General features: G+C 71.0%; 10 protein-coding genes. 8 read left to right on the top strand and 2 right to left on the bottom strand.

What is annotated here, in order from left to right:
• Window positions 1-139 precede the first annotated feature (139 nt).
• From ACZ9QC_RS03345 to ACZ9QC_RS03330, 4 genes are all read left to right on the top strand, one after another.
• Window positions 140-1,408 (top strand): aspartate aminotransferase family protein, encoded by a 1,269-nt coding sequence (locus ACZ9QC_RS03345; protein WP_472918734.1) that lies wholly within the window; start codon window positions 140-142, stop codon window positions 1,406-1,408.
• Window positions 1,405-4,308 (top strand): FAD-binding and (Fe-S)-binding domain-containing protein, encoded by a 2,904-nt coding sequence (locus ACZ9QC_RS03340; RefSeq protein ID WP_472918733.1) that lies wholly within the window; start codon window positions 1,405-1,407, stop codon window positions 4,306-4,308. Before ACZ9QC_RS03345 ends, ACZ9QC_RS03340 begins: the two co-directional genes overlap by 4 nt.
• Entirely contained in the window at window positions 4,305-5,744 is a 1,440-nt protein-coding gene (locus tag ACZ9QC_RS03335) for an NAD-dependent succinate-semialdehyde dehydrogenase (protein ID WP_472918732.1), read from the top strand. The genes ACZ9QC_RS03340 and ACZ9QC_RS03335 overlap by 4 nt, the downstream gene beginning before the upstream one ends.
• A gap of 133 nt (window positions 5,745-5,877) precedes the next feature.
• Window positions 5,878-6,231, top strand: a complete 354-nt coding sequence (locus ACZ9QC_RS03330; RefSeq protein WP_472918731.1) for a cupin domain-containing protein — start codon at window positions 5,878-5,880, stop codon at window positions 6,229-6,231.
• 40 nt (window positions 6,232-6,271) lie between these two features.
• Here the strand turns inward: ACZ9QC_RS03330 and ACZ9QC_RS03325 are convergent, their stop codons facing one another.
• Both ACZ9QC_RS03325 and ACZ9QC_RS03320 read right to left on the bottom strand, forming a co-directional pair.
• The gene (locus tag ACZ9QC_RS03325; protein ID WP_472921585.1) at window positions 6,272-7,015 is read right to left on the bottom strand and encodes an IclR family transcriptional regulator; all 744 of its coding nucleotides are present in this window, start codon (window positions 7,013-7,015) and stop codon (window positions 6,272-6,274) included.
• A gap of 253 nt (window positions 7,016-7,268) precedes the next feature.
• The gene (locus tag ACZ9QC_RS03320; protein ID WP_472921584.1) at window positions 7,269-8,015 is read right to left on the bottom strand and encodes an IclR family transcriptional regulator; all 747 of its coding nucleotides are present in this window, start codon (window positions 8,013-8,015) and stop codon (window positions 7,269-7,271) included.
• A 282-nt stretch (window positions 8,016-8,297) separates the two neighbouring features.
• Between ACZ9QC_RS03320 and solA the strand changes: the two genes are divergently transcribed.
• The 4 genes from solA to ACZ9QC_RS03300 all read left to right on the top strand — a co-directional run bounded on the left by solA (window position 8,298) and on the right by ACZ9QC_RS03300 (window position 12,811).
• The gene (gene solA, locus ACZ9QC_RS03315) at window positions 8,298-9,437 is read left to right on the top strand and encodes an N-methyl-L-tryptophan oxidase (RefSeq protein WP_472918730.1); all 1,140 of its coding nucleotides are present in this window, start codon (window positions 8,298-8,300) and stop codon (window positions 9,435-9,437) included.
• 2 nt (window positions 9,438-9,439) lie between these two features.
• Window positions 9,440-10,501 carry a succinylglutamate desuccinylase/aspartoacylase family protein gene (locus ACZ9QC_RS03310; protein WP_472918729.1) on the top strand — a complete coding sequence of 354 codons (1,062 nt, stop codon included), beginning with the start codon at window positions 9,440-9,442 and terminating at the stop codon, window positions 10,499-10,501.
• 77 nt (window positions 10,502-10,578) lie between these two features.
• A complete protein-coding gene (locus ACZ9QC_RS03305; protein WP_472918728.1) occupies window positions 10,579-11,682 on the top strand; it encodes an ABC transporter substrate-binding protein in 1,104 nt (367 codons plus the stop codon).
• On the top strand, window positions 11,675-12,811 hold the full coding sequence (locus ACZ9QC_RS03300; RefSeq protein WP_472918727.1) for an ABC transporter ATP-binding protein: 1,137 nt from the start codon (window positions 11,675-11,677) through the stop codon (window positions 12,809-12,811). Before ACZ9QC_RS03305 ends, ACZ9QC_RS03300 begins: the two co-directional genes overlap by 8 nt.
• Window positions 12,812-12,814 lie beyond the last annotated feature (3 nt).

The raw sequence follows: 12,814 nt of genomic DNA, 5'->3' as shown, positions 1-12,814 counted from the left end.
CCCCGGTCCGCCGAGATGCTCGTCAGACCGCAGCAGACCGCAGCAGAACACCAGCAGAACCTCAGCGGAACCGACGCGGAACCCCAGCAGAACCGACGCGGAACCGCAGCAGACCGAACACCGAGGCCGGGAGACGAACATGACCGCACTGTCGCCGCACCTTCGCCAGGCCACACCCGTGGTGGCGGCCCGGGGCGAGGGCGTCCACCTCTTCGACCAGGACGGCCGCCGCTACCTCGACTTCACCGCCGGCATCGGCGTCACCAGCACCGGGCACTGCCACCCCAAGGTCGTCGCGGCGGCGCAGGAGCAGGTGGGCACCCTGATCCACGGCCAGTACACGACGGTCATGCACCAGCCGCTGCGGCGTCTGGTCGACAAGCTCGGCGAGGTGCTGCCGGCCGGCCTGGACAGCCTGTTCTTCACCAACTCCGGCAGCGAGGCCGTCGAGGCCGCGCTGCGGCTGGCCCGCCAGGCCACCGGCCGCCCCAACGTCATCGTCTGCCACGGCGGCTTCCACGGCCGTACGGTCGCCGCCGCCTCCATGACGACCTCCGGCACCCGCTTCCGCTCCGGCTTCTCGCCGCTGATGAGCGGTGTCGTCGTCACCCCCTTCCCGTCGGCCTACCGCTACGGCTGGGACGAGGAGGCCGCGACCCGCTTCGCCCTGAGGGAACTGGACTACACGCTCCAGACGATCTCCTCGCCCGCCGACACGGCCGCGATCATCGTCGAGCCGGTCCTCGGCGAGGGCGGGTACGTCCCCGCCACCCGCGCCTTCATGGAGGGCCTGCGGGAGCGGGCGGACCGCCACGGCTTCCTGCTGATCCTCGACGAGGTGCAGACGGGCGTCGGCCGCACCGGCCGCTTCTGGGGCCACGACCACTTCGGCGTCACACCCGACATCCTCGTCACCGCCAAGGGCCTGGCCAGCGGCTTCCCGCTGTCCGGCATCGCCGCCTCCGAGGAGCTGATGACCAAGGCGTGGCCCGGCTCGCAGGGCGGCACGTACGGAGCCAACGCCGTCGCCTGCGCCGCGGCCTGCGCGACCCTGGACGTCGTACGCGACGAGAAGCTCGTCGAGAACGCCGAGGCGATGGGCAAGCGGCTGCGCCAGGGCCTGGAGGCGGTGGCCGACCGGACGCCGGGCATCGGTGACGTGCGCGGCCTCGGCCTCATGCTGGCCACCGAGTTCGTCACCGAGGACGGCAGCCCCGACCCCGAAACCGCCGCCCGCGTCCAGCGTGCCGCCGTCGACGAGGGCCTGCTCCTGCTTCTGTGCGGCGCCTGGAACCAGGTCGTCCGGATGATCCCGGCGCTCGTCATCGACGAGACGGCCGTGGACGAGGGCCTCCAGGCATGGGCGACCGCGGTCGAGGCCGGCACATCGGGAGCGGCAGGGCGATGACGGACACCACCACGGCCCTGGAGCCGCTGGTCGCGCGTCTCGCCGAGACCGCGCCCGGCCTGCGGGTGGAGACCGGCCCCGGATCCACCGGCCTCTACGCCTACGACGCCTCCAACTACCGGGTCCCGCCGAGGGCCGTGGTCCTTCCCCGCAGCGCCGACGACGTCGTCGCGGTGCTGCGGGCCTGCCGCGAGGCGCACGTCCCGGTCACCGCGCGCGGCGGCGGCACCAGCATGGCGGGCAACGCCGTCGGCCCCGGCGTCGTACTGGACTTCTCCCGGTACATGAACCGGATCCTGGACATCGACCCGATGACGCGCACCGCACGCGTCGAGGCGGGAGTGATCCTGGACGCGCTGCGCAGCGCGACCGCACTGCACGGACTCACCTTCGGCCCCGACCCGTCCTCGCACAGCCGGTGCACCCTCGGCGGCATGATCGGCAACGACGCCTGCGGCAACCGGTCGGTGCGGCACGGGCGCACGAGCGGTCATGTCGAGGCGCTGGAGATCGTGACGGCAGACGGCGTGCGCGCCGTCGCCGACCGCACCGGCCTGCGCGCGGCCGACCCGGACGACACGGACGCGGTCGAGCGGGTCGCCCGCCTGGAAGCGGACGTGCGCCGCCTGATCGAGGCCGATCTGGCGCCGATCCGCACCGAGCTGGGACGTATCCCGCGTCAGGTCTCCGGCTACCAGCTGCACCACCTGCTGCCCGAGCACGGCTTCGACATGGCTCGCGCGCTGGTGGGCACCGAAGGCTCCTGTGCGGTCGTCACCGCCGCGACGGTCCGCCTGGTGGCGACCGCACAGGCTTCCACCCTCCTCACCCTCGGATACGACGACGTGGTCGACGCCGCCGAGGACGTGCCCGAGATCCTGCGCTGGAATCCCACCGCTGTGGAGGGCATGGACGAGGCGATCGTCGCCACCATGCGTGCCCGGCGCGGCCCGGACTCCGTCACCGGGCTGCCGGAAGGGCGCGCCTGGCTGTATGTCGAGCTCGACGGCGACGACCAGGCGGCCGTCGACGCCCGCGCCGACGAACTGCTGGACGCGCTCGCGGCACAGGGCCGCATGACCGGTGGGCGGGTCGTGCACAGCCCGGCCGAACAGCGCTCACTGTGGCGGGTCCGGGAGGACGGGGCAGGGCTCGCCGCCCGCCTGGTCGACGGCGGGGAGTCCTGGCCGGGCTGGGAGGACGCGGCCGTCGCGCCCGAGGACCTGGCCGCCTACCTGCGCGACTTCCGCAAGCTGCTGGCCGCCCACGGACTGACCGGCGTGCTGTACGGGCACTTCGGCGCGGGCTGCGTCCACGTACGCATCGACTTCGACCTCGCCACGGACGCGGGGCGGACCGCCACCCGCCGGTTCCTCTCCGAAGCCGCCGCCCTGGTCGTCGAACACGGCGGAACCCTGTCGGGCGAACACGGCGACGGGCGGGCCCGCGGCGAGCTGCTGGAGGTCATGTACAGCCACCGCATGATCCGGGCGTTCACCGCCTTCAAGAAGATCTTCGACCCCGAGGGCCTGCTCAACCCCGGCGTCATCGTGGCCCCGGCCCGCCTCGACGCCGACCTCGCCCTGCACACACCCTCCGACCTGCTGCCCGTCGAGACCCTCTTCTCCTTCCCGCACGACGAGGACGGCTTCGCGGGCGCCGTACGCCGCTGTGTCGGCGTCGGCCGGTGCCGCAGCGACGCCGGCGGCGTGATGTGTCCCAGCTACCGGGCCACGGGGGAGGAGAACGACTCGACGCGGGGCAGGGCTCGTCTGCTCCAGGAGATGGTGCGGGGCGGGACCGTCCAGGACGGCTGGCGCTCCACCGAGGTGCGTGACGCCCTCGACCTGTGCCTGTCCTGCAAGGCCTGCTCCAGCGACTGTCCGGTCGGCGTCGACATGGCCACGTACAAGGCGGAGTTCCTGCACCAGCACTACAAGGGCAGGATCCGGCCCCGCTCCCACTACTCGCTGGGCTGGCTGCCCCTGACGTCCAAGCTCGCCGGATACGCGGCCCGCCCGGTGAACGCGCTGCTGCGCGGCCCCCTCGGAAAGCTGCTCGCGCGCCTCGGCGGCGTGACCACGAAGCGCCGGATCCCCGCCTTCGCCTCCCGGCAGGCACTGAGCCGGGCCCTGCGCTCGGCAAGGGCCGGCGAACCGGCGAAGTCGCTGCTGTTCGTGGACAGTTTCACCAGAGCCTTCCGCCCCGAGGTGGCCGGAGCGGTGAGCCGCGTGCTCGCCGACGCCGGCCTCCCCTGCACGGCGGAGGACGATCTGTGCTGCGGCCTGACCTGGGTGAGCACCGGACAGCTCTCCCGTGCGCGCCGCATCATGGCCCGTACGGTCGCCCGCCTGGACAACGGCGACGACCGGCCCATCGTGGTGGCCGAACCCAGCTGCGCCGCAGCGCTCAAGCGTGACGTGCCCGAACTCCTCGGCACCGACGCCGCCCGGCGCGTCGCGGCCCGCGTCCACACCCTCACCGGGGCCCTGACCGACCTGGCCGCCCCCGGCTGGACGCCACCAGAACTGCCGGACGACGTCGTCCTGCAGACCCACTGCCACGAGTACGCCACCTTCAAGGGCCGCCACCCCCGCGACCTGCTCGGCCGCCTCGGCGTACGCAACGTCGACGAGGCCGAGGGCTGCTGCGGACTCGCCGGGAACTTCGGCTTCGAGGCACAGCACTACGACACCTCGATGGCCGTCGCCGACCTGGCCCTGAAGCCGCGCCTCGACGACATCGACGCCGGCACGCCGGCGGTCGTCGTGGCCGACGGCTTCAGCTGCGCCACCCAGATCGACCACCTCGCCGGAGACCGGGGCATCCGCGCCCTGCACCTCGCGGAACTGCTCGACCCCGCCGCCGACCGACCCGGACAACCAGGAGAGAACTCATGACCGACACGCCCACGCAGTTGTTCATCGGCGGTGCCTGGGTGGACGCCTCGGACGGCGCCACCATGCCCGTCGACGACCCCGCCACCGGCGAGATCCTCTGCCATGTCGCCGACGCGGGCCCCAAGGACACGCAGCTCGCCGAGGACGCGGCCGTCGCCGCGCAGGAGGAGTGGGCCCGTACGGCGCCCCGGGCCCGCAGTGAGATCCTGCGCAGGGCCTACGAGATCATCGTCGAGCGCACCGACGAGCTGGCCCATCTGATGACCGCCGAGATGGGCAAGCCGCTCGCCGAGGCCAGGGGAGAGGTGGCGTACGCCGCCGAGTTCTTCCGCTGGTTCTCCGAGGAGGCCGTCCGGATCGACGGCGGCCACGGCACCCTGCCCGACGGCCGCAACCGGATGCTGCTCTCCCGCCGCCCGGTGGGGCCCTGTCTGCTGATCACGCCGTGGAACTTCCCGCTGGCCATGGGCACCCGCAAGATCGGCCCGGCGGTCGCCGCGGGCTGCACGATGGTGCTCAAGCCGGCCCCGCAGACCCCTCTCTCCAGCCTTGCCCTCGCCGCGATCCTCAAGGAGGCCGGGCTGCCGGACGGCGTGCTGAACGTCGTCACCACCTCCCGTGCGGGGGAGGTGTGCGAACCGCTTCTGCGCGGCGGGCGGATTCGCAAGCTGTCCTTCACCGGTTCCACGGGCGTCGGGCAGCTGCTGCTCGCCCAGAGCGCTCAGGCGGTGGTCCGGACGTCGATGGAGCTGGGCGGCAACGCGCCGTTCGTGGTCTTCGAGGACGCCGACCTGGACAAGGCCGTGGACGGGGCGATGGTCGCCAAGATGCGCAACATGGGCGAGGCGTGCACGGCCGCCAACCGCTTCTTCGTGCACCGGTCGGTGGCGGAGGAGTTCGGGCGGCGCCTGGCCGAGCGGATGGGCGCGCTGGTCGTCGGTCCGGGCACCCGGGACGGCGTCGACGTCGGCCCGCTGATCGACAGGACGGGGCGCGCGAAGGTGGAGGAGCTGGTCGCCGACGCGGTCGAGCGCGGGGCGCGGGTGCTCGTGGGCGGCCGTACTCCCGAAGGCCCCGGCTGCTTCTACCCGCCGACCGTGCTGGCCGACGTCGATCCCGGCAGCCGCCTGATGGACACGGAGATCTTCGGCCCCGTCGCCGCGATCCTCACCTTCGACGACGAGGACGAGGTGATCCGCCGAGCCAACGACACCCCCTGGGGCCTGGTCGGCTACGTCTTCACCGAGGGCCTCGACCGAGCCCTGCGGGTGAGCGAACGGCTGGAGGTGGGCATGGTGGGGCTGAACACGGGCCTCGTGTCCAACCCGGCCGCACCCTTCGGCGGCGTCAAGCAGTCGGGGCTCGGCCGCGAGGGCGGCCGGGTGGGGATCGACGAGTTCCTGGAGTACCAGTACCTCGCGGTGCCCGTGAGCTGACGGCGGTCATGCCCTGACCGCGCCGCAGCACGCACCGTGACGGGCCGCACCCGTGCCCGGTCCCCCTCCACCGCCGGGCACGGGTGGACGGCCATCGATTTCTCGCGATCTCTCGACTCCAAGGAAAGAAAGAATGTCGTTCCTGAAGACCATCGACACCGCCCCCTCCTGTGCGCCGCAGCGGTCCGGCCCGCTCCCGGAACGTCTGATCTCCGGCGACCCCGCGTTCATGACCTGGCCCCAGGACATCGCCCGCGGGGAGATGATCCATACGGGAGTCTGGGAAGCGACGCCCGGCGAGACGCGCTCGATCAAGGGCGAGACCTTCGAGTTCTGCCACATTCTCGCCGGCGTCGTCGAACTCACGCCGGAAGGCGGCGAGCCGGTGGTCTACCAGGCCGGCGACAGCTTTGTCATGAAGCCGGGATTCGTCGGTGTCTGGAAGACCGTCGAGACCGTGCGCAAGATCTACGTGATCGTGAAGTGACGCATCAGCCGGGGTGAGGCGCCGGAAGCCGGGACCGTCGTCAGGTCAGGTGCCGGGCGGTGATCTCCGCCGCCGTGTCGGCGACCAGCCGGCCCAGCTCGGGCAGCCGTCCGGGCTCGAAGCGGGAGTCGGGCAGGGAGACTGCCAGGGCGGCCAGCGGTGTTCCCTCACCGTCGAGCACGGGTGCCGCGATGGCGCAGACACCCTGCAGGTACTGGTTGTGGTTGACGGCGTAGCCACGCTCTCTCACGCGACGGAGCTCGGCGCGCAGTCGGCCCGGGTCGGTGATGGTCTGCTCGCCGTAACCCTCCAGCGTCCCGGCGGTGACCTCTGCTATGTCGGAGTTCCCCAGATGGGCCAGGACGGCGTTTCCGGCGGCGGTGGCGTGCAGCGGCGAGGTGTCGCCGATGGCGTGGAAGGTGCGTACGGCGTGGTCGCAGTCGACGCGGTCGACGACGACCATGCCGTGCAGGGCGTCCGGTACCGACAGGTGGATGGTCTCGTTGAGCGCGTCGCGGAGCCGGATCATGGGTTCACGGGCGGCGGCGAACAGGCTGGAGCCCTGGAGGGCTGCCGGTCGTACGGCGAGGACGCGGGCGCCGACCTCCCAGCGGGTGGTGTCCTTGCGGTTCGCCCGCAGCCAGCCGGCCTCGTTGAGGGTGACGAGGGTGCGCTGCACGGTGGACTTCGGCAGCCCGAAGAGCTTCGTCAGCTCGCCTACGGTCACGGGTTGATGTCGGGCGACGGCCTCCAGGACCCGTAGCGACCTGGTGACGCTCTTCATCTCCATGCGATGCCCCCTCGGACCCGTGGGTTCCTGGTTCTCACTTCTTGACTCCAGCACGGAGATGACGGTCATGATCTGTGCCGGATTCTAGCATAGCGTTCCACAATGCGGCATGATGGGGGGTCGGTCGGTCAATGGGCCGGGTGAGTGCGGGGCGGAGGCGGCCGTGACAAGGCTGAGGGCCGGCCTCACGCGCTGACGCGTGCGAGGCCGGCCCTCGACCGACGGCCTGCGGGCTGTCGTCTGCCGTTCAGGCGCCCAGGCGGCGCTGTGAGATCTCCGTGGCCGTGTCGGCGACGAGGCGGCCCCACTTGGGTGTCTGTTCATCGGCGTACCGCGCCTCGGGCATGGAGACGGCCACGGCTGCCAGCGGGGTGCCGTCCTCGTCGAGCACCGGTGCGGCGACGGCGCAGACGCCCGGCCGGAACTGGTTGCGGTTGACCGCGTAGCCGTCGGTGCGGATCCGGTCCAGCTCGGCGCGCAGCTCGTCAGGCTCGACGGGGGTCGTGTCGCTGAACCGCTCCAGCCCCGCCGCGACGAGGTCGTCGACGTCCCGCCTCGGAAGGTGGGCGAGGACGGCGCGCCCGACGGCGGTGGCGTGCAGGGGTGAGGTGTCGCCGATCGTGTGGAAGGTGCGCACGGGGTGGTCGCAGTCGACGCGGTCCACCACGACCATGCACTGCAGGGCATCCGGCACCGACAGGTGGATGGTCTCGTTCATCGCGTCGCGAAGGCGAACCATGGGTTCACGGGCGGCGGCGAACAGGCTGGAGCCCTGGAGTGCGGCGGGGCGTACGGCCAGGACGCGGGCGCCGATCTCCCAGCGGGTGGTGTCCTTGCGGCTGGCGCGCAGCCAGCCGGCCTCCGCCAGTGTGACCAGGGTGCGCTGCACGGTGGACTTCGGCAGTCCGAAGAGCTTCGTCAACTCCCCCACGGTCACGGGCTGATGCTGGGCGACCGCCTCCAGGATCCGAAGCGACCTGGTGACGCTCTTCATTTCCATCCGGTTTCCCCCTGTTAATCCGAAAAATTTCTGCAGAACACCCTCTTGACTCCTCCCGGAAGCCACTGTCATTCTCTGTGCCAGATTCTAGCACGGCATTCCACATAGTGGCACGGCCTCGGGGGAGATCCCCGGAAGTGAGCCGGACTGCGAGAACGCGGCGGTTGCGAGCCACAGGTCCACGAGGGGACCTGGCTCCCGCCCAAACCCTCTCGAATCGAACAGCCTCACGTCGAAGGCTCAGCATGCGCCTCGGCGATACGAAAGGAAAGTCCTGTGTCAGCTGCCAGGAAGCGCGTCGCGGTCGTCGGCGTGGGAACGATGGGCAGCCAGGCCGCCTGGCGGCTGGCGGCCCGCGGCGCCGAGGTCGTCGGATACGACCGGTTCGCCCCCGGCCACGACCGCAGCGCCGCCGGTGGCGAGACCCGGATCTTCCGCAGCGCGCACTTCGAGGACTCCCGGTACGTTCCGCTCCTCAAGCACGCCGACACCCTGTGGGAGCGGCTCCAGCAGGAGACCGGCCGCGAACTGCGCCGCCTGACCGGATGCCTGCTCATGGGGCCGACCGACCACCAGCAGATGGCCACCGTCCTCCAGTCCATCGCCGACCACGACCTCGACCACGAGGTGCTCGACGCCGAGTCCCTCGCCAAGCGCTTCCCGCAGTACCGCATCGAGGACGGCGACGCGGCCGTGCTCGACCGCCGCGCCGGTTTCATCCGCCCGGAGCTGACCATCCAGACCGCCGCCCGCCGCGCCGAGCAGCTGGGCGCCGTGATCCACCGCTACAGCACGGTCCGCGAGATCGTCCCCGTCGCGGGCGGCGTGGAGATCCGCACCGACTCCGGCAGCGAGCGCTTCGACACCGCCGTCGTCACGCCCGGCCCCTGGGTCAACGACCTGCTGCCCGACCTGCCGTGGGAGGTGGAAGTCCGCCGCCTCGTCAGCGCCTGGTACGTGCCCACCGACCCCGACGCCTGGTTCGGCGAGGAGCGCCCGGCGTTCATCCGGACGGCCCCCACCCACTGCTACGGCCTGCCCTCCCCGGACGGCATCTCGGTCAAGCTCGGACTGTCCCGCGCGCTGCACCGGCTCGCCGGCGACCCCAACCAGCTGGACCGCACCGTACAGCCGGACGAACTGGAGATCTTCTCCGAGCTGATCGGCCGTTACATGCCCGACCTGCACCCGGACCCGACCCGCCTCTCCGTCTACATGGAGGGCTACACCGAGAGCAGCCGCCCCCTGATCGGTCCGCTGCCCGGCGCCGACAACGTCATCCTGCTCGCCGGCTTCTCCGGTCACGGCTTCAAGCTCTCGCCCGCCTTCGGTGACATCGCCGCGGACCTCGCGCTGGACGGCACCTCGCTCCAGCCCATCGACTTCCTCTCCACCGTCGGCCGTACGGAGGCATGACCATGAACGACGTCCCCCTCTCGGTCGGCTCCCTTCAGACCCCGCCCGGCACCAAGGTCCGCGGCACCGTCCGGGCCGATCTCGGCACCCTCACCGCGGACATCCCGGTGACCCTGGTCAACGGAGTCCGCCCGGGGCCCCGGGTCGTCATCACTGCCGGAGTGCACGGCGGCGAGTTCACGCCCGTCGAAGCCGCCGTGCGCCTGGCAGGCCTGCTGGAGCCCGGCGAGGTGAGCGGCCAGGTGATCGTCTGTCCGGTCGCCAACCCACCCGCCGTGTACCAGGGCCGGCTCAACGTCTCCCCGGTCGACGGCGTGAACCTCAACCGTGTCTTCCCCGGCGACCCGGCCGGCGGCCCCACCGAACGGCTGGCCGCCTGGCTCTTCACCCACCTCGTCGACGGCGCCGACGTCTACATCGACCTGCACTGCGGTGGTATCGACCAGGTCCTGCGGGACTTCGTCGGCTACCGCCTCACCGGTGACCCCGACCTGGACAAGGCGACGGCCGAACTCGCGGGCTCCTTCGGTATCGAGGACGTCATCCTCGGGCTGACACCCGAGGGCGGCAACAGCCACGCGGCCGCCGCCCGCCGGGGCATCTCGGCGGTCCTGGTCGAGGTGGGTCAGCTCGGCCGGCGGGACGAGGCCACCGCCCTCCGCCGTGTCGACGGCCTGCTGAAGGCACTTCGCCAGCTGGGCGTCCTCGACCACGACGGTTCCGCTCCGGCACCGATCCGCGAGTGGGTCTGGTCCGCCGGCGTCACCGCCGAGGCGACCGGCCTGTGGTACCCGGAGTTCTCCTTCGACGCCGACGTCATCGGCGAAGTCGCCGAGGGCGACCTCCTCGGCCGCATCCTCGACCCGACCGACGGTACGGAGCACACCGTCCACGCCCCCGCCGACGGGCGGATCTTCTACGGCATGCACGGCCTCACCGTCGCCCCCGGCACCGAACTCGCCGCCCTCGCCGTCCCTTGGGACCCCGACACGGCCGCGCGAGCCGACACCTTCCGGGCCCCCGGCCTCGGTGCCGGATCAGACGAGGCGGATCCCCGCCCCTAGACCCCCCTTTACAGCCGCCCCCCTTCCCACGTCCCCGGCCGCCCCTTCTTACGGCCCGTACCACCAGGAGGCACCAAATGAAAGATGCCCGAATAGACCGCAGACTGTTCCTGCGAGGAATAGGAGGGGTCACGGCGGGTGTCGCCGCCGCGACCACCCTCTCCGCCTGCGGCACCGGTACCAGCCGTGTGTCGTCCGGTGGGGACAAGGGTGGCAAGACGGTGGTCGTCCGTGACAGTGGTGGTTCCTACGGTGCGGCTCTGCAGAAGGCGATCTACACGCCGTTCACGCAGGAGACCGGCATCCAGGTGAAGGTGCTGAACCTGGACGACGCCCCGCTGCTGGCGCAGATCAAGCAGGGTCGGCCGCAGTGCGATCTCATCAACAACTCGATGATGTCGCACACCAAGTACGTCAAGCAGGACGCGCTGGAGGCGCTGGACCTCGACCGGGTCAAGAGCGTGAAGAGCGCGAAGATCCCCGAGGCCCAGATCGCCGACCATGCCATCGGCAGCAGCTTCTACGGCGCCTGTATGGCGTACCGCACGGATGCGTTCGGCGGTAAGAAGCCGGAGTCGTGGGCGGACTTCTGGGACACCAAGGCGTTCCAGGGCGGCCGTTCGATGTGCAATCCGGACGGTGACCTGCCGGAGCTGGAGTTCGCGCTGCTGGCCGACGGCGTCCCGATGGACAAGCTGTATCCGCTGGATGTGGACCGCGCCTTCAAGGTGCTCACGCGACTGCGGGGTGACATCAAGAAGTTCTGGGACAGCGGCCCGCTCCCCGGTGTGCTGCTCAGCCGCCAGGAAGTGACCATGTCCACCGTGTGGGACGGTCGTATCGCGGACCTGGAGAAGCAAGGAGTCCCGGTCACCCGGCAGCTCAACGGTATGCGCCGGCAGTTCCAGGGCTATGCCATCGCCAAGGGCGCGGCCAACGTGGACGCCGCCTACCAGCTGATGGACTTCTCACTGCGTGCGGAGAGCCAGGCCGCCCTGGCCAAGGCGTTCCCGTCGAACCCGTCGTCCCCGCTGGCCTACGCGAAGCTCACCGAGGACGAGCGCAACGCGCTGGCAGGTGCGCCGAAGTACTACGACAAGGGCTTCGACGCGGACGTCGACTGGTGGCTGAAGAACGAGTCGGCCGTCACCAAGCGCTGGTTGGAGTGGGCTCGTGGCTGATTTCGGTGTCGCCGCACCGTCGCTGAAGGTGGCCGGCGACAAGCCGGCCACCTCGACCGGCAAGTCGCTGTCGGTAGTGGCATTGCGTAAGACCTACGGCGACGTCGTCGCCGTCGACGAGGCGTCGATGGAGATCGCGGCCGGGGAGTTCGTCACGTTCCTCGGCTCCTCCGGGTCGGGCAAGACCACGACGCTGATGATGATCGCCGGGTTCTGTGAACCCGACTCCGGCGCCATCACCGTCGGGGACCGTGACGTCACCCGCCTCGCCCCGCAGAAGCGGGGCCTGGGGTTCGTCTTCCAGCAGTACCTGCTCTTCCCCCACATGACGGTCAGTGAGAACGTCGCCTTCCCGCTCACCCTGCGCGGTGTGCCGAAGGACGAGATCCGCAGGCGCGTCGGGGAGACGCTGGAGATCGCGGGCCTGTCCGGGTTCGGCGGGCGTAAGCCCCGTGAGTTGTCCGGTGGTCAGCAGCAGCGTGTGGCGTTGTGCCGGGCGCTGGTCTACCGCCCCCCGGTCATCCTCATGGACGAACCCCTCGGCGCCCTGGACAAGAAGCTGCGCGACCAGCTCCAGGTCGAGATCAAGACCATCCAGCAGGAACTCGGCCTGACCGTCATCTATGTGACGCACGATCAGGAAGAAGCCCTGGTCATGTCCGACCGTATCGCCGTGATGCGCAACGGTCTGATCGAGCAGTTCGACACGCCCCGGGAGCTGTTCGAGCGGCCGAGGACGCCGTTCGTCGCGGACTTCCTCGGTGCGGCCAACTTCCTGCCCGGCCGCATCGACAAGCACGACGGCGAGCACACCCTGGTCCGCCTCGACAGCGGTGGTCTCATCAAGGCCCGCCGTCACCAGCTGGCTCCCGGCACGCAGGTGAAGGTCGCGGTGCAGCCGGGCCGGCTGCGGGCCAGCGCCGCCGACGACGGCTTCTGTACCGGCACGGTCGAAACCGCCACCTACGTCGGCACCCTCGTCCGCGCGGGCGTGCGCATCGACGGCGGTCAGGGGCCGCTGCTGCGCCTGGAGGTACCGGCCGGCCGGGGCCCCGTCGCCGGCGAGCGGGTCGGCCTCACCGCCGACCCCGAGGACGTCAACCTCTTCGCCGACGAAAAGGCGGGGTGAGTC

The organism is Streptomyces sp. HUAS MS02 (assembly GCF_055702265.1).
Note: the sequence above shows the minus strand (reverse complement) of the source record. Positions and strands in the feature narration are given on the sequence as shown.

What these genes read in the sequence shown, in the direction of transcription:
- ACZ9QC_RS03310 (WP_472918729.1), top strand. Translation starts at nt 9,440, where the DNA reads ATGAACGACGTCCCCCTCTCGGTCGGCTCCCTTCAGACCCCGCCCGGC.
- ACZ9QC_RS03345 (WP_472918734.1), top strand. Translation starts at nt 140, where the DNA reads ATGACCGCACTGTCGCCGCACCTTCGCCAGGCCACACCCGTGGTGGCG.
- ACZ9QC_RS03325 (WP_472921585.1), bottom strand. Translation starts at nt 7,015, where the DNA reads ATGAAGAGCGTCACCAGGTCGCTACGGGTCCTGGAGGCCGTCGCCCGA.
- ACZ9QC_RS03330 (WP_472918731.1), top strand. Translation starts at nt 5,878, where the DNA reads ATGTCGTTCCTGAAGACCATCGACACCGCCCCCTCCTGTGCGCCGCAG.
- ACZ9QC_RS03305 (WP_472918728.1), top strand. Translation starts at nt 10,579, where the DNA reads ATGAAAGATGCCCGAATAGACCGCAGACTGTTCCTGCGAGGAATAGGA.
- ACZ9QC_RS03320 (WP_472921584.1), bottom strand. Translation starts at nt 8,015, where the DNA reads ATGAAGAGCGTCACCAGGTCGCTTCGGATCCTGGAGGCGGTCGCCCAG.
- ACZ9QC_RS03335 (WP_472918732.1), top strand. Translation starts at nt 4,305, where the DNA reads ATGACCGACACGCCCACGCAGTTGTTCATCGGCGGTGCCTGGGTGGAC.
- ACZ9QC_RS03340 (WP_472918733.1), top strand. Translation starts at nt 1,405, where the DNA reads ATGACGGACACCACCACGGCCCTGGAGCCGCTGGTCGCGCGTCTCGCC.